Below are 26,904 nucleotides of genomic sequence, written 5' to 3' on the forward strand. Positions count from 1 at the left end.
CCGTGCGGAGTTCGGCGCAGAGGGGGGACCGTGGCGATCGAGGTCGATGGACTGGTGAAGTCCTATCGGGCGGTGCGCGCCGTCGACCAGGTGTCGTTCACCGTCCCCGACGGCCAGCTCTTCGCCTTCCTCGGTGCGAACGGCGCGGGAAAGTCCACGACGATCGGATGCCTCACGACGCTGCTGCGCGCCGACGCCGGGACGATGCGCGTCGCCGGACGCGATGTGCGCTCCGAGGCCGAGGAGGTGCGCGCGGCGATCGGAGTGGTCTTCCAGAACGCGCTCATGGACGACGCGCTGAGCGTCCGCGAGAACCTGCGCCTGCGTGCGACGCTCTCGCGCGTCCCGCGGTCGGGGTTCGCGGCCCGCCTGCGCGACCTATCCGTCCTGATCGAGCTCGACGACGTCCTGGACCGGCCGTACGGCCGGCTCTCCGGCGGTCAACGTCGCCGAGCGGACATCGCCCGAGCTCTGCTGCACGAACCGGCGATCCTCTTCCTCGATGAGCCGACGGCGGGCCTGGACCCCGCCAGCCGGGTCGCGGTCTGGTCCGCGATCGGGCGGCTGCGGCGCGAGCACGGACTCACCGTCTTTCTCACCACCCACTATATGGAGGAGACCGAGGAGGCGGACAACGTCTGCATCATCGACGCGGGAAGGATCGTCGCGCAGGGCACGCCGAGCCGGCTGCGCTCCGAGTTCAGCCGCAGCATCCTGACGGTCACCGCCGACGACCAGGCACAGGTCCTGCACGCGGTCGCCGGGAGTGCGGCGGAGGCGACCGTGGACGGCGATGTCGTGCGGATCGCTGTGGGCGACGCCGGGGAGGCGCGCCACATCCTCACCGCGCTCGGCGACGTCGTCCGAGACTTCGAGTTCCGACACGGTCGCATGGATGACGTGTTCCTGGCGGTCACCGGCGCGGGACGCATCGATGACGATGCCGACGGCGCCGCACGGGGGAGTGCCGCGTGAGCATCGTCCTCGCGATCGTCAGTCGGAACCTGCGCCTGTTCTTCCGCGATCGGATGAACGTCTTCTTCTCCCTGCTCAGCGGCCTCATCCTCTTCCTGCTGTACACCCTGTTCCTGGGGCGCCTGCAGGTGGACGGCCTGGCGGCCACCCTTCCCGAGGCGACCCAGGGCGAGATCGAGGCGTTCGTGGACAGTTGGATGCTGTCGGGGATCGTCCTTCTCACGACGGTGACCTCGGGCATCGGCGCCCTCTCCGCTCTCGTCGACGACCGCGCCTCGAACCGCTTCGCCGACTTCCTGGTCGCCCCCATCCGGCGTACCCACCTCGTCCTCGGCTACCTCGTCTCCTCCGTCGTCGTGGCGATCATCATGTCGGGGGTCATCCTCGTCCTCACGATCGGGTACCTGGGCATCGTCCGGAGCGTCTGGCTCCCCGCCTCCGCCGTCGCGGCCAGCGCGGGAGTCATGGTGCTCTGCTGTGCCGCGTTCACCGCTCTCGCGGCCTTCGGCGCATCCTTCCTGCGCACCGCGGGCGCCTACTCCGCCTTCGCCACGGTGCTCGGCACGATCCTCGGGTTCGTCGCCGGCGCGTACATCCCGGTCGGATCGCTGCCCAGCGGCGTCGCCTCGACGATCAACGCCCTGCCCTTCGCCCAGGGGGCGATGCTCCTGCGACGGCCCTTCACGGTCGACACGCTCGCGACCGTGGCGCACGGGAACGCCGACGCCGCGGTGAGCCTGCGGGAGTTCTACGGGATCGACCTGTTCGTCGGGTCCGCCGCCGTGCCCGTCTGGCTCGCGCTGGCGGTGCTGTGCCTCGTGGCCGTCGGGTTCGCGGCGCTGTCGGCAGGTCGGATCCGCGCCCTGCTGCGCTGAGGGCACTGCCTCCCGCGCTGATCGGACCGCGTGCCGCTGACACCACACGGCGCTAACCATAGGGCGCCCGGCGCCCGGCGCCTGCGGCACCGGACCGGTGGCGCGGATCGCTCGTAGAATGGCATCCATCATGTCGTCACCGTCCGCCGCCCCCACCCTGATCGCGCCCTCCGAGGCGGCCGTCGATGCCGACGGCCGGGTGCGCACCTACGAAGTGCGCACGTTCGGCTGCCAGATGAACGTGCACGATTCCGAACGCCTGTCCGGGTCCCTGGAATCCGCGGGCTACGTGCGCGCGGATGCCGGGGCGGAGGCTGATGTCGTCGTGATCAACACCTGCGCCGTCCGCGACAACGCCGCGGGCAAGCTGTACGGAACGCTCGGGCACCTCAAGAGCCGCAAGGACAAGCGCGCGGGCATGCAGATCGCGGTCGGCGGGTGCCTCGCGCAGATGGACAAGGATGCCGTGCTCGCGAAGGCCCCCTGGGTCGATGTCGTCTTCGGCACGCACAACATGGGATCCCTCCCGGGCCTGCTCGAGCGTGCGCGCCACAACGGCGACGCGGAGCTCGAGATCCTCGAGGCTCTCGAGGTCTTCCCCTCCACCCTCCCGACGAAGCGGGATTCCGTGCACAGCGGGTGGGTCTCGATCTCGGTCGGCTGCAACAACACGTGCACCTTCTGCATCGTCCCGCACCTGCGTGGCAAGGAGAAGGATCGCCGGCCCGGCGACATCCTGAACGAGATCCGTCTCCTCGTCGACGACGGCGCGATCGAAGTGACCCTCCTGGGGCAGAACGTCAACAGCTACGGCGTCGAGTTCGGCGACCGTCAGGCGTTCGGGAAGCTCCTGCGCGCCGCCGGTGAGATCCCGGGCCTCGAGCGCATCCGCTTCACGAGCCCGCACCCGGCCGCCTTCACCGACGACGTCATCGACGCGATGGCCGAGACGCCGCAGGTGATGCCCCAGCTGCACATGCCGCTGCAGTCCGGGTCGGACCGCGTCCTGAAGGCCATGCGCCGCTCCTACCGGAGCGAGCGCTTCCTGGGGATCCTCGACCGGGTGCGGGAGCGCATCCCCCAGGCGGCGATCACGACGGACATCATCGTCGGATTCCCGGGTGAGACCGACGAGGACTTCGAGGACACGATGCGCGTCGTCGAGCAGGCGCGCTTCGCGAGCGCGTTCACCTTCCAGTACTCGATCCGCGAGGGCACACCCGCCGCGACGATGCCGGATCAGGTCCCGAAGGCGGTCGTCCAGGAGCGCTACGAACGGCTCATCGCCCTCCAGGAGCGCATCTCCCTGGAGGAGAACCGGGCGCAGGTCGGCCGTGAGCTCCGGGTGCTCGTGTCGACCGGCGAAGGCAAGAAGGATGCCGAGACCCACCGCCTGACGGGGCGCGCTGAGGACAATCGCCTCGTCCACTTCGAGGTCCCCGGAGGTGTCGACGCGGGTCCCCTGCCCCGCCCGGGCGACGTCGTCACGGTGACGGTCACGCACGCCGCACCCTTCCACCTCCTGGCGGACAGCCCCGACGGTGCCCCCCTCCGCATCCGCCGGACGCGCGCGGGCGACGCGTGGGACCGGACCCAGGCGGAGTCGTGCGGGGTGCCCGCGCCCGCCGCTGAGCTGACCGCTGACGGACGCCGCGCCGTCGGACTCGGCATCCCGACGCTCCGCATCGCTCCGTGACCGGTCCGGCCGCCTCCGCCGCACGCCCGTGACGGCCGTGGGGGATGCGCGGCTCTGGGCCGTCGTCGGGGCCACCGGCACCGGCAAGACCGACCTCTCGCTCCGCCTCGCCGAGGCCCTCGCCGCGCGAGGACGTGCCGCGGAGATCGTCAACGCCGACGCCATGCAGCTCTACCGCGGCATGGACATCGGCACGGCGAAGCTCCCCGAAGCCGAGCGCCGCGGCATCCCGCACCACCTGTTCGACGCATGGGAGGTGACGGCGGAGGCCACCGTCGCCGAGTACCAACGCGTCGCGCGCGAGACGATCAGGGCGATCTTCACCCGCGGGGCGGACGCGATCCTCGTGGGCGGCTCGGGGCTGTACGTCTCCAGCGTCGTCTACGACTTCCGCTTCCCGCCGCACGACGACGCGCTGCGGGCCGATCTCGAAGCCGAACTCGACCGGTCCGGTCCGGGCGCGCTGTACGAGAGACTGCGTGCTCTGGATCCCGACACGGCGGCGCGGATCGACCCGCGGAACGGGCGGCGCACCGTCCGGGCGCTCGAAGTCCTCGCGCAGGGCGAGAGCACCCACGGAGCGGCCCTGCCGGAGGAGGCCGCCCTCTGGCACGAACCCACGACGATCGTGGGCGTCCACGTCGACCGCCCGCCGCTCGTCGAGCGGCTCGACGCCCGTGTCGAGCGGATGTGGGCCAGCGGGCTGCTCGCCGAGGTCGAGGCGCTCCGCGCGCGCGGTCTCGACGACTCGCCCACTGCCGGCCGCGCCATCGGCTACGCCCAGGCGCTGGCCCAGCTGGACGGCGCCCTCACCGAGGCGGAAGCGATCGCGCAGACGCAGGCGCTGACCCGCCGGTACGCGCGGCGCCAGGTGTCCTGGTTCCGGCGCTACCGCGGCATCCTGTGGACAGCGCCCGACGCGGATGCCGGGGATTTGGCAGACTCGGTCGGATGAGCATCGACATCCGGCCGTTCTCCCTCTCCGACACCGACGCCGTTGTCGCGCTCTGGCAGGAGACCGGGCTCACCCGGCCCTGGAACAACCCGTACCAGGACATCAGTCGCAAGCTCACCGTGCAGCCGGAGCTCTTCCTCGTCGCGACCGAGGAGGGTGAGCTCGTGGGAACGGTGATGGCAGGCTACGACGGCCACCGCGGGTGGCTCTACTACCTCGCCAGTGCGCCGGAGCGACGCGGCGAGGGGATCGCGCGGAGGCTCGTGGAACGGGCCGAGGAGCTCCTGCGGGAGATGGGGTGCCCGAAGGTGCAGCTCATGGTGCGCCCCGAGAACGGCGGCGTCCACGACTTCTACGCCGCCATCGGCTACGAGAGCTTCGACATCTGGGCGACGGCGAAGCGCCTCATCGCCGACTGATCCCGGCTGTCGCACGGCCGGGCCCACAGCCGCCGCCGTAAGCTGAGGGCATGACTCGGACGGTCGCGTTCACCAAGGGCCACGGCACCGGCAATGACTTCGTCATCCTTCCCGACCCCGACGGCGAGCTGATCCTGACGGACGACCAGGTCGCCGCGCTCACCGATCGCCGGTTCGGCGTCGGTGGCGACGGCACGCTGCGGGTGGTCCGTTCCGCCGCACTCCCCGAGGGCGCTGCGACGCCCGATGCCGAGTGGTTCATGGACTACCGGAACGCCGATGGATCGGCCGCGGAGATGTGCGGCAACGGCACACGGGTGTTCGCGAAGTACCTCGTCGAGGCGGGCCTGGCGACGATCGATGCCCCCCTGCGGATCGGCACGCGCGCGGGGACGAAGGTCCTCACCCGCAGCGACCTCGGTTTCGAAGTCGATCTGGGACTCTTCGCCGTCGACGAGTCGGATGTCGTCGTGCGGGCGCGAGGGCTCGACGTCCCGCGGCCCGGCGTCGGCATCGATGTGGGGAATCCGCACGTCGTCGTCGCACTGGGCTCCACGGCCGAACTCGACGCGCTGGACCTCAGCGCTCAGCCGCTGCTCGCGCCCGCCCCTGCGCACGGGGCGAACATCGAGTTCGTCGTCCCCGCGGATCCGCTGGTGAGCGGGGGCGTCGGCGCGATCCGGATGCGCGTGTTCGAACGCGGCGTAGGCGAGACCCTGTCCTGCGGGACGGGCGTCGCGGCTGCGGCGCTCGCCGTCCGGCACTGGGCCGGGGCCGCCGCGCCCGCCGCGTGGACGGTGGACGTGCCGGGAGGGCGCCTGGGCGTCCGCATCGTGGAGGAGCGCGACGGATCCCACGTCCTCCTCTCGGGTCCGGCCACCCTCGTCTACTCCGGCGAGGTCGCCCTCGCCTGACGGCGGGGGTGACGGGAGCGGCGACGCCGCGCGGAGGTGCCGACCGGACACCGACCGACGCGCCGGGTGCCCGCTGGCCTCAGTCGCCGAGACCGGCGAGGACCTCGCTGGGAGGCACGAAGTACACCCCGCCGGTGAGGGCCGTGGACACGTCGAGCAGGCGGTCGTGCGCGCCGGGCGGATCGCCGATGAACATGCGCTCGAGCATCCTCTCGATCACCCACAGCTCCCGCGTGTATCCGATGAAGTAGGTCCCGAACTCCGCCTGGCCGGGGGAGCCGAACGGCATGTTGTCGCGCAGGATGTCGTGCTCGACACCGGCGTCATCGACGATGGTCGACAGGGTCTTGTGCGACTTCTGGTCGGGAGCGGCCGCGTCGTCGAGCTCGATGTTGTCGCTCTTGGTGCGGCCGATGACCGCCTCCTGCTGCTCGGTCGTGAGTCCCTTCCACGCGGAGAGATCGTGCACGTACTTCTGCACGACGAGGTAGCTGCCGCCGGTCGCGGCCGGGTCCTCGTCGCCGATGATCGTGGCGGCGGGGAGGGCGGGGCCGACGGGGTTCGCGGTGCCGTCGACGAAGCCCAGCAGGTCGCGCGCGTCGAAGTAGCGGAAGCCGACGGTCTCATCGACGACGCTCACGGCATCGCCGAAACGGTCGAGGAGCTGGCGCTCCAGCTCGAAGCACAGATCGCGCCGGTCGGCGCGGATGTGCAGGAGCAGGTCACCGGGGGTCGAGGGGGCGGTGTGGGCCGCACCGCGCACGGCGCGGAACGGATGCAGCTCGCGCGGGCGGGGCGCCCGCGCCACGGCATCCCACGCATCGCCGCCGATGCCGACCGTGCAGGCGAGGGAGGCGTGCAGGTCGCGGAATGCCACGTTCTTCACGATGTCGTCGAGGTCGCCGAGGACGCCTCGCACGGTGTCGACAGCCCCGGGTGCGCTGCCCAGGACGAGCGTCAGCAGGACGGCGGAGGAGGTCAGCGGGGCATCGACGCTCTGCGGCTCGATCGGGACGCGGCGGGCGGCGGAATCGCTCATCTGGTCACTCCTCGAGGGGGCTGAGGGGGTCGATCACGTCGACGGGGCCGGTAGGCACCGCTCCGTGCTTGCGCACTTTGAGCACACGGAAGCCGCGTGCCGTCGCCGCGCGGGTCACCGAGTACCCCGGGTGGAACGTGGCATCCAACCACCGCTGGAGGGAATCGGAGCCGAGATTGCGCTGCACGACGAACCATCCGTCGCTGCGCTCGTCCAGCCGCGGAATCCACCGCTCCAGCAGCCCGTGCAGTTCGTTCTTGCCGACCCGGATGGGCGGGTTGGAGCGGATGGAGCGGAAGACGACCTCGTCGGGAACATCCTCGGGCAGCACGGCGTTGACATTGTCGAGGCCCCAGGCCGCGGCATTGCGGCGGACGAGATCGAGCGCCCGCTCGTTGACGTCGACCGCCCAGACGGTCGCGTGGGGGGATGCGATGGCCAGGCTCAAGGCGATCGGGCCCCACCCGCAGCCGAGATCGAGCAGGTCGCCTCCCGGGGGAACGGGGGGCGTATTGGCCAAGAGCACGGCGGTGCCTTGGTCGACGTGGTCTGGACTGAACACCCCGCCCGCGGTCGTCGCCTCACCGGATCGCCCGGAGAGGACCACGGGGATGCGGCGCAGATGCTCCGCGCTGGACGGGGCGGCGCTGAAGTAGTGATCGCCCGCCATGACTGCCAGCGTAGCGGAGCGTCCCCACGGCGCGAGAGGCTAGACTGCAAGGCTCACTGATGCGAAGGAACGAATGACTCAGAATCCCGGAATCACCGGAACCACCGAGGCCGTCGGCGACACGGACGTCGCCGCAGACACCGCTGCCAGCGCGGATGTCGGCTCGGTCAGCCACCCGATCGATCCCGTCGACCGGGTCCTCTCGCGAGCCGAATCGCGCTCCGGCATCCACGTGTTCGGCGCGGCCCAGGCGCTGCAGGACCAGACGACGGTGTCGTACGGCGACACCGATGGAGACCAGTGGGACCGCGAGGAGCGCGCCGCGCTGCGTCGCGTACCCGGACTGTCGACCGAGCTCGAGGACGTCACCGAAGTCGAGTACCGGCAGCTGCGGCTCGAGAACGTCGTCCTGATCGGTGTGTACCCGCAGGGTTCGCAGGAGGACGCGGAGAACTCGCTGCGCGAGCTCGCGGCCCTCTCGGAGACCGCCGGTGCGGTCGTGCTGGACGGTGTGCTGCAGCGGCGCCCGCACCCCGACCCCGCCACCTACATCGGCCGGGGCAAGGCGGCGGAACTGCGCGACCTGGTCGCCGCCGTCGGCGCGGACACCGTCATCGCCGACACCGAGCTCGCGCCCAGCCAGCGACGCGCCCTCGAGGACGTGGTGAAGGTCAAGGTCATCGACCGCACAACCGTCATCCTCGACATCTTCAGCCAGCACGCCAAGAGTCGGGAGGGCAAGGCGCAGGTCGAACTCGCTCAGCTCGAGTACCTGCTCCCGCGCCTGCGCGGCTGGGGCGACTCGATGAGCCGGCAGGCCGGTGGCCAGGTCGGTGCGGGCGGCGCGGGCATGGGCTCGCGCGGCCCCGGTGAGACCAAGATCGAGCTCGACCGCCGCCGCATCCGCACGAAGATGGCGCAGTTGCGCAAGCAGCTGCGCGATTTCGCTCCTGCGCGCGAGGCCAAGCGCGCCGAGCGCAAGCGCAACACGATTCCGGCGGTCGCGATCGCCGGGTACACCAACGCCGGCAAGTCGAGTCTGCTGAACCGGCTCACGCGTGCCGGTGTCCTCGTGGAGAACGCGCTGTTCGCGACGCTCGACACCTCCGTGCGCCGCAGTGAGACCGTCGACGGGCGCGTCTACACGCTCACCGACACCGTCGGGTTCGTGCGGAATCTCCCGCATCAGCTCGTCGAGGCCTTCCGCTCCACTCTCGAAGAGGTGGGGGATGCCGATGTCATCGTCCACGTCGTCGACGGCTCGCACCCCGACCCCGCGGCGCAGCTGCAGACGGTGCGCGACGTCATCGGCGATGTGGGGGCGCGCGAGGTCCCCGAGATCGTCGTGTTCAACAAGGCGGACCTGCTCGACGACGACACACGGCTGGTCCTCCGCGGCCTCGCGCCGCAGGCGCTGTTCGTGTCCTCGCGCACCGGCGAGGGCGTCGAGGAGCTCCGAGCGCGCGTCGAGGCCACGCTGCCGCTTCCTGCCGTCGAGGTGCGCGCGGTCGTTCCCTACGACCGGGGCGACCTCGTCTCGGCGGTGCACGAGCATGGGATCATCCTGAGCGAGGAGCACAGCGCCGAGGGCACCGTCCTGCACGCGCACGTGCCGGCGATCCTCGGCGGCCGACTCGCGCCCTTCTCCGCCTGAGGTCGTTCGCCGGGGCTGCAGGAGGTCGCTGCCCGAGGAGAGTGTCTCGTCGCTGTCGCGGGGGCCGCGCCGGGCCACGGCGCCGAGTTGCGACCCCCGCGTGTACCTGACGCAGGAGATCCGTGCGGGCGGCCGGTGCCCCGCCGCAGGAATCCGCGGTGGTGGTGCGCCGTCGCGCCGATTGTTCCTGCATTGGGTACGCCCGGCGACCGCGACGTCCGCGGCGAGGTGAGGCGCGCCCGGTGCGGAGCGCCGGGTGGGGGTGCGTGCGAGGTCGGTGCGCGGGCCCTCAGTCGAGGGCGATCGGCGGGATGCCGGGGGTCTCGAAGCCGAAGGTCGCGCCGAGGAAGGCGACTTCCGATTCCAGCGCGTCCACGATCGTCTCGGCGCGACGGAACCCGTGCCCCTCGCCCTCGTACAGGCGGTAGGCGTGCGGGATGCCGCGCGCTGCCAGTGCGTCGCGGATCGCCTCGGACTGCGAGGGCGGCACGACGCGGTCCTCGCTCCCCTGGAGGAGCAGGACCGGCGCGGAGAATCCGTCGACGTGCGTGAGCGGGGAGCGTTCGCGGTAGGTCTCCTCCGCCTCGGGGAGCGGGCCGATCATGCCGTCGAGGTACCGCGACTCGAAGTCGTGCGTGTCCTCGGCCAGGGCGCGTGCGTCGGCGACGCCGTACCGGCTGATCCCGGCCGCGAACGCGTCGGTGCGGGCGAGTGCCGCGAGGACGGTCCACCCGCCCGCCGACCCGCCTTTGATGGCGAGACGCGAGCGGTCGGCCTCGCCCGCGTCGGCGAGTCCGACGGCCGCCGCGACCACATCCTCGACGTCGACGATGCCCCACTGGCCGCGCAGCCGTTCGCGGTAGCCCCGTCCGTAGCCGGTGGACCCGCCGTAGTTGACTTCGAGCACGCCGATGCCGCGACTGGTGAGGTACACCGTCTTCGCGTCCGCGACGCCACCGACGTGGGCGGTGGGTCCGCCGTGCACGAGCACGACGTACGGTGCGCGTTCGTCCGCGGGCCCTGCGTGGTCCGGATGCGTCGGCGGGTGCACGAACGCGTGGACCGGGCCGCGCGGGCCTTCGGCGGTGAACGCCCGAGTCTGCGGCATCCACGCGTCCGGAATGCCCGCGGACGGGCCGCTCGCGGACGCTGTCTCCGTTCGCGCCCCGACCACCTGGAGGGCGGCCCCGGTGTCCGCGTCGACGAGCCACAGTCCGCTGGTGCCGGGTGCGGCGCCCGAGACCAGGGCGCGCGATCCGACGACGTCCTCGATGCACAGGTCGGAGGTCGCCGGGACGTCGATCCGGACGACGGAGGCCCGCGCACCGCTCGCGTCACCGCCGAAGCCGGGCTCCTGCGCATCGACGAGGACGAGCTCGTCGGAGCCGTTGGTCCGGACGGCGACGATGCGACCGCCGTCGAGCAGGCCGTACCAGCGGCCGCCGAGCGACCACAGCGGACCCCCGGTGTCGGCGTCGGCGGGCGCGATCGGCTCGGGCGCGCCGAAGCCGTCGCCGCCGTGCACGCGATGCCAGAGGTTCCAGCGGCCGGCGGGCTCATCGAGGTACACGAGGTCGGTGTCCGTGGCCCACGTCGGCTGGAGCGCGGCCGTCGTCCCCGACGTCACGGCCGCCCACGAGGGCACCCGGCCGTCCTCAATGCGGCCGACCCGCACCTCGGTGCGGTCCCAGGGCAGATCGGGGTGATTCCACGCCACCCAGGCGAGATGCGTGCCATCCGGCGAGAGCGCGGGCTGAGCGACGAAATCGCTCTCGCCGACGAGCTGGCGCACGGATGCCTCGCCGTCGAGCGCGATCTCGACGATGCCCCGCCGAAGGGCCCCCTCACCCCGCCACTCCCGCACCGCGAGGAGCCGACCCCGCGTGATCCGCAGCCCGCCGTAGGATGTCGCGGCATCCTCGGGCGTCAGGGCCCGCGGCTCGGCGCCGCCGGGTGCCAGAAGCCAGACGCGCTGATCAGACTTCTCAACGAAGGCGAGCCGTCCGTCCGCGGTCGCCGCCCACGATCCGCCGCCGTACTCGTGGACGCTCGAGCGGGCGTTCCAGGGGGCGGGAAGGAGCACCTCGGCGGCATCCCCGCCGGACGGATCGTCGCCGGGCAGCGCACCGCTCGGCACCCGGCGCCGCAGCACCGCCGTGCGGCCGTTCTCGGCCGGGAGGGACTGACCCCACCACACGTCGTCCCCGACGAAGGCGGCGCCGTCCATCCGCGGCGACGCGGCGGAGGCCCACTCCGCGGTGAAGGGCGAGGGCCAGGATCCATAGGGCAGCGGGGTCGTCATGGCTTCACGCTACGCGCTCGGCATCTCGCCTGCGCTGACGCCGCGGGCGTGCGGGGCCGCCGGCTGGTCCGGCGACAGCCCCTCAGCCGATCAGCGCGACGTCGAATTCGGCGACGACGGCCCGCACCTCGGCGAGGTACCGCTGCGCCTGCTCGGTGAGCGGGATGGCGGCATGACCGATCCAGCCGATCTCGATGCGCTCATCGACATCGAGGGGGATCGCGACGATCTCCGGGTCGAGCTCACCGCTGATGATGCCCGTCGAGATCGTGTAGCCGTCGAGACCGATCATGAGGTTGAAGATGGTCGCGCGGTCGGCGACGCGGATCTCCTGCGCGCTCGACAGGGTGGAGAGGATCTCCTCGGCGAAGTAGAACGAGTTGTTCGCCCCTTGGTCGAAGGTCAGCCGTGGCAGACCGACGAGGTCGGCGAGCGTCGCCCGCGTGCGGACGGCGAGCGGATTGTGGCGCGAGATGAAGATGTGCGGGGCGGCGGCGAATAGGGGATGGAACACCAGACCGGAGTCGCGCAGGAGCCGGTCGATGACGTTCCGGTTGAAGTCGTTGCGGTACAGGATGCCGAGCTCGCTGCGGAGCGTCCGGACATCCTCGATGATGTCCCAGGTGCGCGTCTCGCGGAGCGCGAACTCGTACTCGACGGCTCCGCTCGCCTTGACCATCCGCACGAAGGCATCCACCGCGAACGAATAGTGCTGGGTCGACACGCCGAGCAGTCGCCGGGACGGCGGCCGCCCGAGGTAGCGCTGCTCGAGCAGCTCCACCTGCTCGACGACCTGTCGGGCGTAGCCGAGGAACTCCGCCCCGTCCACGGTCAGGCTGATCCCGCGCGAGGAACGGATCAGGAGCGCTCGCCCGACGCGCGCCTCGAGGTCCTTCATGGCGGCGGACATGGTCGGTTGGGCGACGTACAGCACATCGGCGGCGGCTGAGATCGACCCCTCCGCCGCCACCTCGATGAAGTAGCGGAGCTGCTGGAGCGTCAGACCGTTGCTTCCCTGGGCCATCCTGGGAGCCTGACATAGGCAAGGGCTATATCAATGCATAGTTACGGCGAGTTACGCGATATCTGCGAATCGCTGCACGATGGACGAGTCTTCACTTACGCAAGGCCGAGCCCGGCCGTTCACCCCAGGAGTGGCCACGCATGACGGATGACTTCGCGTTCAGCATCACGACGACGCGGTTCGACGAGCGCTACGCGCCGTCCGAGGACTCGCGGATCACGACGAACTTCGCCAACCTCGCGCGCGGTCCGCACCGTCAGGAGAACCTGCGCGGCGCGCTCACGATGATCGACCGCCGGTTCAACGACCTGGCGCACTGGGACAACCCGACCGGAGACCGGTACGCCCTCGAGCTCGAGATCGTCTCCGTGCAGCTCGAGTTCGCCGCGGAGGGCGCCGACCAGCGCTTCCCGCTGATCGAGGTCCTCGACATCCACATCCTCGACGGTCACACCGGGGCGCGCCACCACGGCATCGTGGGGAACAACTTCTCCTCCTACCTCCGCGATTACGACTTCAGCGTGCTGCTGCCCGCTTCGGCGCACCGGGCCAAGGAGGCCGGTGAGGCTCCGGCCCTTCCGCGCGACTTCGGCGAGCTCCACGGCAGGCTCTTCCGCCACTTCCTGGACTCGGTGACGTATCGCGAGCGCTTCCCGCAGTCGCCGGTCATCTGCATCAGCGTGTCGACGAGCAAGACGTACCGCCGGTCGGAGAACCACCACCCGATCCTCGGCGTCGAATACGTCCAGGACGAGCATTCCCTCACCGACGAGTACTTCGGGAAGATGGGCCTGCAGGTGCGCTACTTCATGCCGCGTGGCAGCGTCGCGCCTCTCGCGTTCTACTTCCGCGGCGACCTCCTCACCGATTACTCCGACCTGCAGCTCGCGGGCACGATCAGCACGATGGAGGCGTTCCAGAAGATCTACCGACCGGAGATCTACAACGCGAACTCCGCGGCTCCCGCGCTCTACCGGCCGAGCCTGGAGTCGCAGGACTACTCCCGCACCCGGATCGACTACGACCGCGAGGAGCGCAGCCGGCTCGCGCTCACGCAGGGCCGGTACACCGAGGAGCACTTCGTCGAACCGCACCGGGATGTCCTGGAGCGCTGGGCCGGGATCGCGGTGCCGGTCTGATGACGAGACAAGGATCACCGCTCGTGAACACCCTCCTGCCGACCACGACGGCGGGCAGCCTCCCCAAACCCTCGTGGCTCGCTCAGCCCGAGATCCTGTGGTCTCCGTGGTCGCTGGAAGGGGACGCGCTCGCCGAGGGCAAGCAGGACGCGCTGCGCGTCGCGGTCCATGAGCAGACCCGGCGCGGCATCGACATCGTCAGCGACGGAGAGCAGACCCGTCAGCACTTCGTGACGACCTTCATCGAGCACCTCAGCGGCGTCGACTTCGAAAAGCGCGAGACGGTGCGCATCCGCGATCGCTATGACGCGAGCGTGCCCACCGTCGTCGGGGAGGTGCGCCGCGAGCGGCCTGTCTTCGTCGACGACGCGGTCTTCCTGCGCGGGATCACGGATCGTCCCCTCAAATGGGCGCTCCCCGGCCCGATGACGATGGTGGACACGCTCTACGACGCGCACTACAAGAGCCGCGAGAAGCTGGCGTGGGAGTTCGCGCAGATCCTCAACGAGGAGGCGAGAGAGCTCGAGGCGGCGGGCGTCGACATCATCCAGTTCGACGAGCCTTCCTTCAACGTCTTCTTCGACGAGGTCGCCGACTGGGGCGTCGCCGCACTCGAGCGGGCGGTCGAGGGCCTGAAGGCAGAGACCGCCGTCCACATCTGCTACGGCTACGGCATCAAGGCGAACACCGACTGGAAGGCGGGGCTCGGGTCGCAGTGGCGGCAGTACGAGGCATCCTTCCCGCTTCTGCAGCGCTCGTCGATCGACATCATCTCGCTGGAGTGCCAGCACTCGCACGTCCCGATGGATCTGATCGAACTGGTCCGTGGCAAGAAGGTCATGCTCGGCGCCATCGACGTGGCCGACGAGAGGGTCGAGACCCCCGAGGAGGTCGCAGACACTCTGCGCCGTGCGCTGGCATTCGTCGACGCGGACAACCTCATCCCGAGCACCAACTGCGGCATGGCGCCGTTCCCGCGCCGGGTCGCGGAGCAGAAGCTGAGCGCGCTGACCGCCGGCGCGCGCATCGTCCGCGACGAGCTCGCGCGGCCCGTACGGAGCGTCGCATGAGCGTGTCGGCCGCGTCGGACGCGGGCAGGGAGACCCCGGAGGAGAAGCACAGCTTCTCGTCGTCGCTCTCGCGCGACGCCTTCACGTCGCTCTTCCGGGGGCATCCCGCGGGCGTCGCCGTCATCACCGCCGACGCAGGTGACGGTCCGGTCGCCCTGACCGCCACGTCGGTGGTCTCCGTGAGCGCCGAGCCGCCGCTGCTGATCTTCTCGATCTCGGCGCTGTCGTCGTCGGCGGATGTGCTCGCTCGCGCCGCCACCGTCGTGGTTCACCTTCTGGACGCCCACGACGTCGAACTCGCGAAGCTCGGCGCGGCCCGCGGGGTCGACCGCTTCGCCCAGGAGCACCCCTGGTCCCGCCTGGAGACGGGCGAGCCGCTCTTCGCCGGCGTGCGCGCATGGGTGCGCTGTGCGGTCGTGGGCCGCATGGACGCCGGGGGCTCGACCGTCATCGCGGCGCACGCCCTGGAGTCCGGCTTCGGTCGGGACGTCGCACCCGGCGCGGCCGGCGATGCCCTCGTGTACCACAACCGTGCGTGGCACCGCCTCAGCGACCAGTCGCGCATCGACGACTGATCCGCCGTCAGCGGGGGACCCGCTCGGCCGCCGCCGGACCCTCCGCGGGGCGTGACTGGGAGAGCTCGGCGACCCACCACGCGATGAGGGCGGTCCCGGTGACGAGCACGATCTCGCCCACGGTCAGTGGTCGCAGCGCGACGAGCCAGATGAGGGCGAGAACGACGATCACGGCGCGCACCGCGACGCGTCGCTCGAAGAGCGCACGACCGAAGCCGCCCGTGTCCACGCCCCGCGCGGCGAGCCACGAGCGCGCGCCGCTGTTGACCGCATCGACGCCGTCGCGGAGGGCCGTCGCGCTCCGTGACCGACCACGGGACCACGCGAGGGCAGCGAGGACGACGCCGATCACGGCGACGATGGTCGCCGTGTGCGCCATCCCGTCCGACAGTTGTGCGTAAATTACCCCGATCGCCACCGGCTCCAGGCCCGACTGCGCCGCGAACACCGCCGTGACGCTCGCGCCCACCGCGATGCCGATCGCGAGGGACCCGCCGCCGACGAGCAGCCCCACTCCGGTGCCGACCAGGGCGGTCGCGCGGCGGCGCGCGACGAGGACGCCGGCGGCGAACAGAGCGAGGGACACGAGGGGCAGCCAGTACCCGACCGCGGCGGCGACCGCATAGCCGGTGCGGACGAGGACGAGGTTCTCCCCGGAGCCGAGGATCACGACTCTGTCGATGCGAGGGATGAGGCCGGCGACCCCCACGCCCTGGTCGGTGAGGTTCTGCCGGACGCGCTCGACGATCGCTCCGAGCTGGATGCCCACGCCGTCGCCCGTGCGGACGACGAGTCCGCCGCCGTCGGAGGTGGCTGCGGTCGTGAGCGCACGGTGGCCGGCGCGTGTGGCTGTCGACCACACGCCGGCGAAGGCGTCGGAGGCGACCACGCGTGTCACCGCGCGATCGACGAGGCTTTCGAGCCCGTCCGCCGCGGGTTGCTTGAGCAGGGTGAGCGCCGAGACCGCCGCAGGGGGAAGGCCGAGGGATGCGACACCGTCGATGGCGTCAGAGGTGATCTGGCCGAAGTCGGTCTGTGCGCGGATGGCATCCATCGTCTCGTCGACGACCATGGACTGCACCGCAGGGTCGGAGGCCAGCGGCGCGAGCGTCGCGACGAAGCTGTCCTCGTCGACCAGCTGGACGCGTGCCCATGCCGACACGATCGACAGGGGGACGAGGATCGCGGCGACGATGATGCAGACCGCCGACGCCCAGGCCCGCCAGCGCCCGCGCGTCATCGGGGCGGGCGCGGGCGTCGCGCCGCGGAGGACTTCGTTCTCCGCCTCAAGGGTGCCGATCCGCGCGGTCAGGTCTTCGATCGTGGGGGACGCGCCGTCGCTCATGGCGCCATTGTGGCGGAGAAAGCCGTCGCACCCCCAGTGCATCTGCCCCCGCGCGGGGTCGGATCACCCGACCGGGGTGGCTCAGACCGCGCGGAGGACGGCGACGACCTTGCCGAGCACGGTCGCATCGTCGCCGAGGATCGGCTCGAAGGCGCTGTTGCGGGGGAGGAGCCAGGTGTGCCCGTCGCGCTGCCGGAACGTCTTCACGGTCGCCTCGTCGTCGAGCATCGCCGCGACGATGTCGCCGTTGTCGGCGCTCTGCTGCGACCTCACGACGACCCAGTCGCCGTCGCAGATGGCGGCATCGATCATCGACTCGCCGCTCACCTTGAGCATGAACAGGTCGCCCTTGCCCACGAGCTGGCGGGGAAGCGGGAAGATCTCCTCGACGTGCTGGTCGGCCGTGATCGGGATGCCGGCGGCGATCCGTCCGACCAGGGGCACGAGCGCGGCATCGCCGACCGCCGGTGCCTCATCGGCCGGGTTCTCCGTCGATGCCCCTGGGAGGTCGATCAGCACCTCCATCGCGCGCGTCTTGCCCGCGTCGCGGCGAAGGTAGCCGCTGAGTTCGAGCTGGTTCAGCTGGTGGGTGACGCTGGAGAGCGACTTGAGCCCGACCGCGTCGCCGATCTCCCGCATGCTCGGCGGGTAGCCGTACCGGGCGATCGAGCGCTGGATGACCTCGAGGATCGCGAGCTGCTTCTCGCTCAGGCTCTTGCGTCGCCGGGTCTGCGGCCTGTCCATGTCGCTCTCCTTCAGTCCCATCGCCCGCTCCCGTCTTCGAATGTCGGAGGTCGGTGATGGGCTGTTCCTGTCGAAACCGTATCCGGTCCGGGGCGGCGCGAGCGGCAACCGTCCGCGTGTCGCGTTCGATCCGTCTCCGATCACCACCGTTGTTGACACCTGTACTTTATCGAAGATAGATTCGGAAGAGAACTTCGCATCCGGTTCTCCCGGCCGAGAGCCGGATGCGAAGATCGCGACTTCCACAGAGGAGAACACCATGAGCACTCTGGACATCACCGCCCCCGCTTTCGCTCCGCGCGTCCCCGCGACGCGCCTGCGGCTCACGGCACGCGGTCGGCGGGTGCTGGCGGCCCTCGCCGCGCTCCCGGCGGTCCTCGCGCTCGCGTTCGCGATCGTCTCCGGCGGCGGTGCACTCGCCTCGGGCGAGGGCGGAGCGCCCGCAGGTGCCTTCACCCAGGTCACCGTCCTTCCGGGTGACACGCTGTGGTCGATCGCACAGGATGCCGCCCCCTCGGCTGATCCCCGCGACGTCGTCGACGAGATCATCCGCCTCAATGCCCTCTCCTCGGGAGCCCTCGTCGCCGGTCAGACGATTTCGCTGCCCGTCGACATCGCGTCTCGGTGAGACGGCGCCGCGCTCTGATCGGAAGCTCTCGTCGGAGGCGGCGGGCCGCCCGCTCTACGATGGTCGTGTGAGTGCGAGTCTCGACGATCTGCCCCTCAGACCCGACCTGCGCGGGCTGACGCCCTATGGAGCGCCGCAAGCGCCCCTTCCCGTCGCCCTGAATGTGAACGAGAACACGCATCCGGTCCCGGAAGAAGTGGCCGACGACATCCTCGATTCGCTCGCGCACGCCCTGCGTGAGGTGAATCGCTACCCGGACCGTGAGTTCACGGCGCTGCGGGAAGGCTTCGCCGACTACCTCGGCCACGGCCTCGCGCCCGATCAGATCTGGGCGGCCAACGGGTCCAACGAGGTGCTCCAGCACATCCTGCAGGCCTTCGCCGGTCCCGAGCGGACCGCGTTCGGGTTCGCCCCCACCTATTCGATGTACCCGCTCCTCACGCGCGCCACCGGAGCCACCTACGTCGCGGGGACGCGCGGCGTCGACTACACGATCTCCGCCGGCGACGCCGCGGCACAGATCGAGGAGGCCGCGCCCGACGTCACCTTCCTGTGCTCCCCGAACAACCCGACCGGAACCCCGCTCGGCCTCGACGTCGTCGAAGCCGTCTACGACGCCACCGACGGGATCGTGATCGTCGATGAGGCCTACCAGGAGTTCGCGCCGCGCGACGCGCGATCGGCCCTGACCCTTCTCCCAGGTCGTGAGCGCCTCGTCGTCTCTCGGACGATGAGCAAGGCCTTCGCCTTCGCCGGCGCCCGCGTCGGATACCTCGCCGCCGACCCCGCACTCATCGATGCGCTTCGTCTCGTCCGGCTGCCTTACCACCTGAGCGCGCTGACGCAGGCTGCCGCGGTCGCCGCGCTCCGACACGCGCCGGCCATGCTCGCGATGGTCGACGACATCGTGGGTCAGCGCGACCGCATCTCGGCCACCCTCGACGCCCTCGGCTACGAGCCGTTCGAGAGCTGGACGAACTTCGTCCTCTTCGCGGGCGTCGACGACCCGGCCGCCACGTGGCAGGGGCTGTACGACCGCGGCGTGCTCGTGCGCGACGTGGGGCTGCCCCGGAGCCTCCGCGTCACCGCGGGGACGGAAGAGGAGTCGACGGCGTTCCTCGATGCCCTCGCCTCCCTGGGCGACGGCGGGGCCCACCCGGGCCGCTCCTGAGGCGGATGGCGCGTCGCGCGCCTCGCTAGAATCGGCACCATGGCCACCTCGCCCCTGACCTCCGCCGCGCACCGTACGGCCTCGATCCGCCGCGTCACGAGCGAGTCGACGGTCGAGCTCGACCTCGATCTCGACGGCACCGGCGTGAGCCACATCGACACGACCGTTCCGTTCTTCGACCACATGCTGACGGCCTTCGCGAAGCACTCGCTGACCGATCTCACCGTGCGCGCCTCGGGCGACACCCACATCGATGCGCACCACACCGTCGAGGACGTCGCGATCGTGCTCGGGCAGGCGATCCGGCAGGCGCTCGGCGACAAAGCGGGGATCTCCCGGTACGGCGACGCGCTCGTCCCCCTCGACGAGGCGCTCGCCCAGGCGGTCGTCGACATCAGCGGTCGTCCTTACCTCGTGCACACGGGTGAGCCCGCCGGCTACGAGTACCACCTCATCGGCGGGCACTTCACGGGGTCGCTGGTCCGCCACACCTTCGAGGCGATCGCCATGGGCGGCGGTCTCACCGTCCACATCCGGGTGCTCGACGGGCGCGATCCGCACCACATCGCCGAGGCGGAGTACAAGGCATTCGCCCGCGCGTTCCGCCAGGCGAAGGCGCTCGATCCGCTGGTCCAGGGAATCCCCAGCACGAAGGGCGCCCTGTGACGGCGGACGGATCGGCGGCTGCGGCCCCCCGTCCCCTCGTCGCGGTCCTGGATTACGGGTCGGGCAACGTCCACTCCGCCGTCAAGGCCCTCGTCGCCGCCGGCGCGGACGCGCGGCTGACCGCGGACCGCGGGCTCGTCGCCGATGCCGACGGGCTCGTCGTCCCCGGCGTCGGCGCCTTCAGCGCCGTGATGTCGGCCCTGCGCGGCATCCGAGGCGAAGAGCTCATCGGACGTCGCCTGTCCGGTGGGCGCCCCGTCCTCGGGATCTGCGTCGGGATGCAGGTCCTGTTCGAGCACGGCGTCGAGCGCGGCATGGAGACGGAGGGGCTCGGCGAATGGCCGGGCGCCGTCACCGAGCTCGATGCGCCCGTCCTCCCGCACATGGGCTGGAACACCGTCCGTGCGGGGGAGGGGTCGGTCCTCTTCGACGGCCTGACGGACGAGCGCTTCTACTTCGTGCACTCGTACGGTGCCCAGCATTGGCCGCTCGAGCCCATGAAGCCCTTCCGGGCCCCGGTGGTGACCTGGTGCGACTACGGTCAGCCGTTTCTCGCCGCGGTCGAGAACGGACCGCTCAGCGCGACGCAGTTCCACCCGGAGAAGAGCGGGGCCGCCGGCATCCGCCTCCTGGCCAACTGGATCTCCGCGCTCCCGCGCACGGCCTGATGGCGCGCGCCCGGTAGTCTCTCTGTTTGTGTCGCGCCTCGACCGGTGAGGACGCGAACGTCCACCGACCCACTCTGGAGCCATGAACGATTTCGCGTCGACCCCCGAACTGATCCTGCTGCCGGCCGTGGACGTCGCGGACGGCAAGGCCGTCCGTCTCACCCAGGGGGAGGCGGGCACCGAGACCAGCTACGGCGATCCCGTCGAGGCCGCCCTCGCGTGGGCCCGCGACGGCGCGCAGTGGATCCACCTCGTCGATCTCGACGCCGCCTTCGGCCGCGGGAGCAACACCGCCGTCATCCGCAAGGCGATCAAGCAGCTGCGCGGAGTGCAGGTCGAGCTCTCCGGCGGCATCCGCGACGACGCGACGCTCGAAGCGGCGCTGGACTCCGGCGCCACCCGCATCAACCTCGGCACGGCGGCGCTCGAGAACCCCGAGTGGGCGGCCGATGTGATCGGCCGATACGGCGAGGCGATCGCGGTCGGGCTGGACGTGCGCGGAACGACGCTCGCGGCCCGGGGGTGGACCCGCGACGGCGGGGACCTCTGGCAGGTTCTCGATCGGCTCGAGGATGCCGGGTGCAGCCGCTACGTCGTCACCGACGTGACCAAGGACGGCACGCTGCGTGGCCCGAACATCGAGCTCCTCCGTGAGGTGACGTCCCGCACGACCCGCCCGGTCGTGGCCTCCGGCGGCATCTCGAGCCTCGATGACATCGCCGCGCTCCGCGACCTCGTCCCGCTCGGAGTCGAGGGCGCCATCGTGGGCAAGGCGCTGTACGCCGGAGCCTTCACGCTGGCCGAGGCGCTGGATGTCGCCGCAGGCTGACAGCGCGGGCGTGCCCTGGGAGGGGCGCAGCTTCGAGCCGAACGCGCACGCCGGTGACGACGGCTCGGCGGATGCCGCCCTGCTGACAGCGCTCACGGCGTTCCACGACGGCGTGGGCGACCCCGTCGCCGTCGTCGAGTCCTACCGCACTGCGCGCCTGCTGATCCCCCTGGTCGCCGAACCCGGCGATGTTGGCGTCGCGCCGTCGGGCCTGGCGGTCGACAAGACGCAGGAGCTCTCGATCGTCACGGTCGCCGCCCCCGACGGCCGGAGGGTGCTTCCCGTCTTCACCTCCGTGGCCGCTCTTGCCGCGTGGGACCCGATGGCTCGGCCGATCCCGGTCGACGCGGTGCGGACCGCCCTATCCGCCGCGGCGGATGACACCGATCTCATCGTGATCGACCCCGGCTCGCCGACCGAGTTCGTGCTGCGCCGCCCCGCCGTGTGGGCGATCGGGCAGGCGCTCCCGTGGGAGCCGGCGCACCGCTCGCCCGAGGTGTTCGCCGGCCTGCAGGAGTCGATCGGCGGCGAACTGGGCGTGCTCGACCTCTCCGTCGACGACGGCGACCCGTCCGGGCGCCTCCGCGGACCCGAGCTCATCGTGCGCCTCCACCTCGTCGACGGGCTCGAGAAAGTCGAGCTCGACGCGATCCTGCAGCGTCTCGCTGCGCGTTGGGCGGCGGATGACCGCATCGCGGTGCTCGTCGATTCGCTGACCGTCAAGCTCCTCCGGGCCTGAACCCGCGACCTGAATCCGCCGGTCAGGTGACCGGGCCGGTCCACTTCTCGCCGGGACCCTTGCCGATCGGGTCGGGGATGACCGAGGCCTCGCGGAACGCGAGCTGCAGAGAGCGCAGTCCGTCGCGGAGCGACCGGGCGTGCATGTCGCTGATCTCCGGCGCGCCGGCCGTGATGAGACCCGCGAGGGCGTTGATGAGCTTTCGCGCCTCGTCGAGGTCGGTCTGGGTCTCCGGGGCATCCGCGAGCCCGACCTTCACGGCGGCCGCGCTCATGAGGTGCACGGCCGCGGTGGTGATGACCTCGACCGAGGGGACGTCGGCGATGTCACGCGATGCTGCGGCCGCGGCGCGCTCCTGCTCCTCCCAGCGGGCGAGACGCTCGTCTGCCGTGGCCTCGGGGGCGTGCGAATGGTCGGGGGAGGAGGGGTTCGTGTCCACGGATCGCTTTCTGCTAGACTTGCCGCGCACCGGAGTGTTCTGCTCCGGATCGAAAGTGGATCACATCCCACCCGCGCTTGCCGCTCCAGGCTACCGGGTCTCGCACTCCGCCCGGCCCGCCAGCGACATCGGCACCGGGTAGCCATCCAGGTGGCGCCTCTCGAGGCGTGGGTGCAGAACTTCCAGCCGACGTTCGCGTCGTGCGGGGTGGATGAGAAGCGCTTCCGCCCGCGAGACATCCGTGTCGCGGTGGCACCCACCCGTACGACAGAGGAGTTCCGCATCAGCGATCCCCGCACCAACGACCGCATCCGCGTCCCCGAGGTCCGCCTCGTCGGGCCGAACGGTGAGCAGGTCGGCGTCGTCCGCATCGAGGCGGCTCTCCGCCTCGCGCAGGAGGCAGATCTCGACCTGGTCGAGGTCGCGCCCAACTCGAAGCCGCCCGTGGTCAAGATCATGGACTACGGGAAGTTCAAGTACGAGACGGCGCAGAAGGCCAAGGAAGCCCGTCGCAACCAGGCCAACACCGTCTTGAAGGAAGTCCGTTTCCGCCTGAAGATCGAGGCGCACGACTACACGACGAAGCTCAAGCGCGCCGAGGGCTTCCTGCAGGCCGGCGACAAGGTCAAGGCCATGATCCTCTTCCGCGGTCGCGAGCAGTCGCGCCCGGAGCAGGGTGTGCGTCTGCTCCGCAAGTTCGCGGAGGATGTCGCCGAGTTCGGCACGGTCGAGTCGAACCCGACGATCGACGGACGCAACATGGTCATGGTGGTCGCGCCGCATAAGAACAAGTCCGAGGTCAAGACCGAGCAGAACGCCCAGCGCGCTGCCAACAAGGAGGCCGCACGCCAGGCGCGCACCTCCGACGAGACCGCCCCGGACGCCCCCGCCACAGCCGCGGCTGAATAACCCCCGCGCTCCCCAGACTCCGGCCCGCCCGGAAACCACAACGAAGGAAGAGAAATGCCGAAGCAGAAGACCCACTCGGGTGCCAAGAAGCGCTTCAAGGTCACCGGAAGCGGCAAGCTCATGAAGCAGCAGGCCGGCATGCGCCACAACCTCGAGGGCAAGGCCAGCAAGCGCACGCGCCGCCTCAACCAGGAGCAGGTCCTCGCTCCCGGTGACGCCAAGGTCGCCAAGAAGCTCCTCGGCCTCTGAGCCGTCGCGCTCCCGAGATCTAGAACACTAGGAAGAAAAAGAAATGGCTAGAGTCAAGCGGGCTGTCAACGCCCACAAGAAGCGTCGCGTCATCCTCGAGCGCGCCTCCGGTTACCGGGGCCAGCGTTCGCGTCTGTACCGCAAGGCCAAGGAGCAGGTCACCCACTCCCTCGTCTACGCGTACCGTGACCGCCGCAAGCGCAAGGGCGACTTCCGCCGCCTGTGGATCCAGCGCATCAACGCCGCCGCGCGTCAGAACGGCGTCACGTACAACCGCTTCATCCAGGGGCTCGGCCTCGCGGGTGTCCAGGTCGACCGCCGCATGCTGGCCGACCTCGCGGTGAACGAGCCGAAGACGTTCGCGTCGCTCGTCGAGACCGCGAAGAACGCGCTTCCGGCCGACGTGAACGCGCCGAAGGCCTGATCGCGCCACAACGCATCGCAAAGGGTGTCCTCCGTTCGGGGGACACCCTTTGTTTCGTAGGATGAGAGCGTGCTCGAGAACCCCCGGTCCCCGCGTGTGCGCGCGGTCGCGAAGCTGACCAAGCGCAGCGCCCGTCAGGAGACGGGGCTGTTCCTCCTGGAGGGGCCGCAGGCCGCCCGCGAAGCGCTCGCCTTCCGCCCCGACACCGTGGTGGAGCTCTTCGCGACGCCGACCGCGATGGAGCGGCACCAGGATGTGCGGGCTGCGGCCGAGGATGCCGGGCTGGAGATCGTCTTCACCACGGAGGCTGTGCTCGACGCCATGGCCGACACGGTCACCCCGCAGGGCATCGTCGCGGTCGCCCGGCAGTCGCCGACCGCGCTGAAGGATGTCTTCGCGGCGTCGCCCCGGCTCATCGCGATCTGCGAGGAGGTGCGCGACCCCGGCAACCTCGGGACGATCATCCGTGCCGCCGACGCCGCAGGCGCCGACGCCGTCGTCCTCACGGGACGCACCGTCGATCCCTACAACCCGAAGGTCGTGCGCGCGACGACCGGATCGCTGTTCCACGTGCCCGTCGCGGTGGCCGCCGATCTCGCCGCCACCGTCGAGCGCGCCCACGCGGCCGGTCTGCGCGTGGTGGCCGCCGACGTGGGGGGAGAGGACTTCCTCGCGCGCCGCGATGTGCTCGCGGAGCCCACAGCGTGGCTCTTCGGCAACGAGGCGCGCGGGCTCGACGCGGCGGCTCTCGGCCACGCGGACCTCGCCCTGCGCCTGCCGATCTACGGCCGGGCCGAGTCGCTGAACCTCGCGACGGCGGCGAGCGTGTGCCTCTACGAGACGGCCTTCGCACAGCGCGCGGGGTGAGGTCCCCTTTATTCCGCTCGGGTTACGAGTCGGTCAAGATCCTGTGCATATGTTGAGAACGGCCGGGGCTCTCCGCCTAGGCTGACCCCATGGCCACAGAGGACCCTGCCCCCGCGACCAGCAACATCTCCGTCCGCCGCGGCGATCCGCTCGTCGTCGTGAAGGACGTGCAGAAGCACTACGGGGACTTCCACGCGCTGAAGGACGTCAGCCTGACCGTGAACCGCGGCGAGGTAGTCGTCGTCATCGGCCCGTCCGGCTCCGGCAAGTCGACCCTGTGCCGCACAATCAACCGCCTCGAGACGATCACGAGCGGGACGATCACGATCGACGGCAAGGAGCTCCCGAAGGAGGGCAAGGCCCTGGCGGGTCTCCGCGCCGACGTCGGGATGGTGTTCCAGTCGTTCAACCTCTTCTCCCACCTCACGATCCTCGAGAACGTGACCCTGGGCCCCATCAAGGTGAAGAAGATGAAGAAGGCGGATGCCGAGGCGGAGGCGAAGATGCTCCTCGACCGCGTCGGCGTCGGGCACCAGGCATCCAAGCTCCCCGCCCAGCTCTCCGGCGGCCAGCAGCAGCGCGTCGCGATCGCCCGCGCGCTCGCCATGAAGCCGAAGGTCATGCTGTTCGATGAGCCGACGAGCGCGCTCGACCCCGAGATGATCAACGAGGTCCTCGACGTCATGGTCGGCCTCGCGCAGGAGGGGATGACGATGGTCGTCGTCACCCACGAGATGGGCTTCGCCCGCAAGGCGGCCGACCGCGTGGTGTTCATGGCCGACGGCCAGATCATCGAAGAGGCGAGCCCCGAGGAGTTCTTCACCCACCCGAAGAGCGATCGCGCGAAGGACTTCCTCTCCAAGCTCATCACCCACTGAGACGTCCGCGCCCTGCACCGGCGCGGCATCCCGAATGAAGATACGAAACCAGGAGGATCACATGCGTACGACCAGGATCGCCGGCGCTTTCGCCGGCATCGCGATCGCCGCACTGGCGCTCACGGCGTGCAACAGCGGCACGCCGGGCGCCGAGACGACACCCGGGGGAGACGCCTCGGGCGAAGCCCCCGCAGGCAACCCGTGGACGGTCGCGGAGGGCGTCACGATCGACGGCAGCCCGACGTTCGACCGCATCAAGAGCGCGGGCGTCGTGAAGGTGGGCGTCAAGGAGGACCAGCCCGGCCTCGGCTACCTCGACCCGGTGTCGGGCGACCGCACCGGCTTCGACGTCGACATCGCCCGCTGGATCGCCGCATCGCTCGGCCTCGACGAGGACAAGATCACCTTCCAGGCGATCCCGTCCGCGAACCGCGAGCAGGCGATCGTGAATGGCGACATCGACTACTACGTCGGCACCTACTCGATCACCGACAAGCGCAAGGAGCAGATCTCCTTCGCGGGCCCGTACTTCATCACCGGTCAGGGGCTGCTCGTCGCCGCCGACAACGACACGATCACCGGCAAGGACTCCCTCACCGCCGATGACGTCGTCTGCTCGGCGACCGGCTCGACCTCGATCCAGCGGATCAAGGACACCACGCCGTCCAAGACGAAGGAGTACGACACGTACTCCGCGTGCGTCGAGGACCTCAAGAACGGCCAGGTCGACGCCGTCACCACCGACGAGGCCATCCTCATCGGCTACGCGGCGCAGGCACCCGACCAGCTCAAGGTCGTCGGCGAGCCGTTCAGCGAGGAGCGCTACGGCGTCGGCATCGCGAAGGGCGACACCGCGTTCCAGGAGTTCATCAACACGACGTTCACCGACGGCGGTGAGACCTGGACGGCGATCTTCGAGAAGAACCTCGGCGCGTCCGGCGTCAAGGCCACGCAGCCCGAGGTCGACCCGGTCGGCTGATCCATCCCGGCGGCGGCGCTCACCGCGCCGCCGCCGGCACCTCCTGCTACACGACACAAGAC

General features: G+C 70.6%; 29 protein-coding genes. 22 read left to right on the forward strand and 7 right to left on the reverse strand.

What is annotated here, in order from left to right; all coding sequences use genetic code 11:
* Positions 1-30: 30 nt before the first annotated feature.
* The 6 genes from J0P97_RS02360 to dapF all read left to right on the forward strand — a co-directional run bounded on the left by J0P97_RS02360 (position 31) and on the right by dapF (position 5,834).
* Positions 31-975, forward strand: a complete 945-nt coding sequence (locus tag J0P97_RS02360; RefSeq protein WP_215486178.1) for an ABC transporter ATP-binding protein — start codon at positions 31-33, stop codon at positions 973-975.
* Positions 972-1,850 carry an ABC transporter permease gene (locus J0P97_RS02365; protein ID WP_215486179.1) on the forward strand — a complete coding sequence of 293 codons (879 nt, stop codon included), beginning with the start codon at positions 972-974 and terminating at the stop codon, positions 1,848-1,850. Before J0P97_RS02360 ends, J0P97_RS02365 begins: the two co-directional genes overlap by 4 nt.
* A 130-nt stretch (positions 1,851-1,980) precedes the next feature.
* Entirely contained in the window at positions 1,981-3,546 is a 1,566-nt protein-coding gene (miaB, locus tag J0P97_RS02370; RefSeq protein ID WP_215486180.1) for a tRNA (N6-isopentenyl adenosine(37)-C2)-methylthiotransferase MiaB, read from the forward strand.
* A 37-nt stretch (positions 3,547-3,583) separates the two neighbouring features.
* The gene (gene miaA, locus J0P97_RS02375; RefSeq protein ID WP_215486423.1) at positions 3,584-4,501 is read left to right on the forward strand and encodes a tRNA (adenosine(37)-N6)-dimethylallyltransferase MiaA; all 918 of its coding nucleotides are present in this window, start codon (positions 3,584-3,586) and stop codon (positions 4,499-4,501) included.
* A complete protein-coding gene (locus J0P97_RS02380) occupies positions 4,498-4,920 on the forward strand; it encodes a GNAT family acetyltransferase (RefSeq protein ID WP_215486181.1) in 423 nt (140 codons plus the stop codon). Before miaA ends, J0P97_RS02380 begins: the two co-directional genes overlap by 4 nt.
* A gap of 50 nt (positions 4,921-4,970) precedes the next feature.
* A complete protein-coding gene (gene dapF / locus J0P97_RS02385; RefSeq protein ID WP_215486182.1) occupies positions 4,971-5,834 on the forward strand; it encodes a diaminopimelate epimerase in 864 nt (287 codons plus the stop codon).
* 79 nt (positions 5,835-5,913) lie between these two features.
* Here the strand turns inward: dapF and J0P97_RS02390 are convergent, their stop codons facing one another.
* Together J0P97_RS02390 and J0P97_RS02395 are read right to left on the reverse strand one after the other, a co-directional pair.
* Complete coding sequence (locus J0P97_RS02390) at positions 5,914-6,873, reverse strand: Dyp-type peroxidase (protein WP_215486183.1); 960 nt, start codon at positions 6,871-6,873, stop codon at positions 5,914-5,916.
* A 4-nt stretch (positions 6,874-6,877) separates the two neighbouring features.
* Positions 6,878-7,543 (reverse strand): class I SAM-dependent methyltransferase, encoded by a 666-nt coding sequence (locus J0P97_RS02395; RefSeq protein ID WP_215486184.1) that lies wholly within the window; start codon positions 7,541-7,543, stop codon positions 6,878-6,880.
* Between the two features lie 73 nt (positions 7,544-7,616).
* On the opposite strand from J0P97_RS02395, the gene hflX reads away from it, so the two are divergent.
* Positions 7,617-9,197, forward strand: a complete 1,581-nt coding sequence (gene hflX / locus J0P97_RS02400; RefSeq protein ID WP_215486185.1) for a GTPase HflX — start codon at positions 7,617-7,619, stop codon at positions 9,195-9,197.
* A gap of 289 nt (positions 9,198-9,486) precedes the next feature.
* On the opposite strand, the gene J0P97_RS02405 is transcribed toward hflX, so the two are convergent.
* Complete coding sequence (locus J0P97_RS02405) at positions 9,487-11,499, reverse strand: prolyl oligopeptidase family serine peptidase (protein ID WP_215486186.1); 2,013 nt, start codon at positions 11,497-11,499, stop codon at positions 9,487-9,489.
* 82 nt (positions 11,500-11,581) lie between these two features.
* Positions 11,582-12,523, reverse strand: a complete 942-nt coding sequence (locus J0P97_RS02410; RefSeq protein ID WP_215486187.1) for a LysR family transcriptional regulator — start codon at positions 12,521-12,523, stop codon at positions 11,582-11,584.
* Between the two features lie 140 nt (positions 12,524-12,663).
* On the opposite strand from J0P97_RS02410, the gene J0P97_RS02415 reads away from it, so the two are divergent.
* Genes J0P97_RS02415 through J0P97_RS02425 form a run of 3 tightly spaced genes read left to right on the forward strand, consistent with a single transcriptional unit; the run spans position 12,664 to position 15,307 of the window.
* Entirely contained in the window at positions 12,664-13,662 is a 999-nt protein-coding gene (locus J0P97_RS02415; protein ID WP_215486188.1) for a putative oxygenase MesX, read from the forward strand.
* A 23-nt stretch (positions 13,663-13,685) separates the two neighbouring features.
* A complete protein-coding gene (locus J0P97_RS02420; protein ID WP_215486189.1) occupies positions 13,686-14,732 on the forward strand; it encodes a methionine synthase in 1,047 nt (348 codons plus the stop codon).
* Positions 14,729-15,307, forward strand: coding sequence for a flavin reductase family protein (locus J0P97_RS02425; RefSeq protein ID WP_215486190.1), 579 nt, complete (start codon positions 14,729-14,731; stop codon positions 15,305-15,307). Before J0P97_RS02420 ends, J0P97_RS02425 begins: the two co-directional genes overlap by 4 nt.
* A gap of 7 nt (positions 15,308-15,314) precedes the next feature.
* On the opposite strand, the gene J0P97_RS02430 is transcribed toward J0P97_RS02425, so the two are convergent.
* Complete coding sequence (locus J0P97_RS02430) at positions 15,315-16,652, reverse strand: hypothetical protein (protein WP_215486191.1); 1,338 nt, start codon at positions 16,650-16,652, stop codon at positions 15,315-15,317.
* Positions 16,653-16,733: 81 nt separating this feature from the next.
* The gene (gene lexA / locus J0P97_RS02435) at positions 16,734-17,396 is read right to left on the reverse strand and encodes a transcriptional repressor LexA (protein ID WP_215486192.1); all 663 of its coding nucleotides are present in this window, start codon (positions 17,394-17,396) and stop codon (positions 16,734-16,736) included.
* A gap of 259 nt (positions 17,397-17,655) precedes the next feature.
* Here lexA and J0P97_RS02440 point away from each other — a divergent pair, with 259 nt between their 5' ends.
* From J0P97_RS02440 to J0P97_RS02465, 6 genes are all read left to right on the forward strand, one after another.
* The gene (locus J0P97_RS02440) at positions 17,656-18,024 is read left to right on the forward strand and encodes a LysM peptidoglycan-binding domain-containing protein (RefSeq protein WP_215486193.1); all 369 of its coding nucleotides are present in this window, start codon (positions 17,656-17,658) and stop codon (positions 18,022-18,024) included.
* A 67-nt stretch (positions 18,025-18,091) separates the two neighbouring features.
* Positions 18,092-19,195, forward strand: coding sequence for a histidinol-phosphate transaminase (locus J0P97_RS02445; protein WP_308163367.1), 1,104 nt, complete (start codon positions 18,092-18,094; stop codon positions 19,193-19,195).
* 39 nt (positions 19,196-19,234) lie between these two features.
* Positions 19,235-19,861, forward strand: coding sequence for an imidazoleglycerol-phosphate dehydratase HisB (gene hisB, locus J0P97_RS02450; protein ID WP_215486195.1), 627 nt, complete (start codon positions 19,235-19,237; stop codon positions 19,859-19,861).
* Positions 19,858-20,529, forward strand: coding sequence for an imidazole glycerol phosphate synthase subunit HisH (hisH, locus tag J0P97_RS02455; RefSeq protein ID WP_215486196.1), 672 nt, complete (start codon positions 19,858-19,860; stop codon positions 20,527-20,529). The genes hisB and hisH overlap by 4 nt, the downstream gene beginning before the upstream one ends.
* Before the next feature lie 82 nt (positions 20,530-20,611).
* Positions 20,612-21,358 (forward strand): bifunctional 1-(5-phosphoribosyl)-5-((5-phosphoribosylamino)methylideneamino)imidazole-4-carboxamide isomerase/phosphoribosylanthranilate isomerase PriA, encoded by a 747-nt coding sequence (gene priA, locus J0P97_RS02460; RefSeq protein WP_215486197.1) that lies wholly within the window; start codon positions 20,612-20,614, stop codon positions 21,356-21,358.
* On the forward strand, positions 21,342-22,097 hold the full coding sequence (locus J0P97_RS02465) for an SseB family protein (RefSeq protein WP_215486198.1): 756 nt from the start codon (positions 21,342-21,344) through the stop codon (positions 22,095-22,097). The genes priA and J0P97_RS02465 overlap by 17 nt, the downstream gene beginning before the upstream one ends.
* Before the next feature lie 22 nt (positions 22,098-22,119).
* Here the strand turns inward: J0P97_RS02465 and J0P97_RS02470 are convergent, their stop codons facing one another.
* Positions 22,120-22,536 carry a DUF1844 domain-containing protein gene (locus tag J0P97_RS02470; protein WP_215486199.1) on the reverse strand — a complete coding sequence of 139 codons (417 nt, stop codon included), beginning with the start codon at positions 22,534-22,536 and terminating at the stop codon, positions 22,120-22,122.
* 249 nt (positions 22,537-22,785) lie between these two features.
* Here J0P97_RS02470 and infC point away from each other — a divergent pair, with 249 nt between their 5' ends.
* The 6 genes from infC to J0P97_RS02500 all read left to right on the forward strand — a co-directional run bounded on the left by infC (position 22,786) and on the right by J0P97_RS02500 (position 26,842).
* On the forward strand, positions 22,786-23,445 hold the full coding sequence (infC, locus tag J0P97_RS02475) for a translation initiation factor IF-3 (RefSeq protein ID WP_215486424.1): 660 nt from the start codon (positions 22,786-22,788) through the stop codon (positions 23,443-23,445).
* A 54-nt stretch (positions 23,446-23,499) separates the two neighbouring features.
* Entirely contained in the window at positions 23,500-23,694 is a 195-nt protein-coding gene (gene rpmI, locus J0P97_RS02480; RefSeq protein ID WP_194583124.1) for a 50S ribosomal protein L35, read from the forward strand.
* A 43-nt stretch (positions 23,695-23,737) separates the two neighbouring features.
* The gene (gene rplT / locus J0P97_RS02485) at positions 23,738-24,118 is read left to right on the forward strand and encodes a 50S ribosomal protein L20 (protein ID WP_215486200.1); all 381 of its coding nucleotides are present in this window, start codon (positions 23,738-23,740) and stop codon (positions 24,116-24,118) included.
* A gap of 69 nt (positions 24,119-24,187) precedes the next feature.
* Positions 24,188-24,985 carry a TrmH family RNA methyltransferase gene (locus J0P97_RS02490; protein ID WP_215486201.1) on the forward strand — a complete coding sequence of 266 codons (798 nt, stop codon included), beginning with the start codon at positions 24,188-24,190 and terminating at the stop codon, positions 24,983-24,985.
* A gap of 89 nt (positions 24,986-25,074) precedes the next feature.
* The gene (locus tag J0P97_RS02495) at positions 25,075-25,863 is read left to right on the forward strand and encodes an amino acid ABC transporter ATP-binding protein (protein WP_215486202.1); all 789 of its coding nucleotides are present in this window, start codon (positions 25,075-25,077) and stop codon (positions 25,861-25,863) included.
* A 61-nt stretch (positions 25,864-25,924) separates the two neighbouring features.
* Complete coding sequence (locus J0P97_RS02500; RefSeq protein ID WP_215486203.1) at positions 25,925-26,842, forward strand: glutamate ABC transporter substrate-binding protein; 918 nt, start codon at positions 25,925-25,927, stop codon at positions 26,840-26,842.
* Positions 26,843-26,904 lie beyond the last annotated feature (62 nt).

Origin of the sequence: Microbacterium flavum (assembly GCF_018717645.1) — a bacterium.
Lineage (GTDB): Bacteria > Actinomycetota > Actinomycetes > Actinomycetales > Microbacteriaceae > Microbacterium > Microbacterium flavum.